Raw genomic sequence first — 652 nt, forward strand, 5'->3', positions numbered from 1 at the left:
GTAACCGTCTAGCGAACCACACCTATTGTTTAAAATTCCATGGTAACAGGTTGTCGATATCCGGTGCTGGTTTACACAGTTCATTAAGGCAAGCCATGATGTAATCAAATGGGATTAAACCATTTATTTTGGCGGTTTCCACAATACTGTAAAGCGTTGCACTTGCATGTGCACCGTTAGCCGTTTGGCTTAATTACCAATTCTTTCGGCCTATCACAAACGGTTTTACTGCGCGTTCAGCTCTATTGTTATCGATGCTGAGTCTGCCATCATCGACACAACGTATGAGTTTGTGCCATTGATTAGCCAGGTAATTAGCCGCCTCAATCAGTTTGGTATTGCCCACTAAATTGGGCTGGTTCTGCTCAAGCCATGCTTTTAGCTTGCCCAGTATAGGCACACTGGCTTGTTGTCTTGTCGTGTATTTATCATCCACACTTTTATCTTTAACGCGTGACTCAACAGCGTACAGTTTTTGGATAAGGCTCAAAACCACATCCGCTTTACCGGTTTTATTTTTACCTTGTAGCTTTTTCGCGTCGATAAATTTACGACGAGCATGAGCCCAACAGCCGACTAAGGTTGCCTCTGTTTTGGCATAGGCCTGATAACCATCCACGTGTAAGTACCCTTGATATCCATCAAGATAATT

At 43.3% G+C, this 652-nt stretch carries 1 pseudogene; it reads right to left on the reverse strand.

Annotated features, from left to right (window positions below):
• Positions 1–22: 22 nt before the first annotated feature.
• Positions 23–652: pseudogene (gene tnpC / locus AC19MV_RS23030) on the reverse strand (IS66 family transposase); the annotation flags it as partial.

Source organism: Shewanella sp. MF05913, assembly GCF_059758095.1.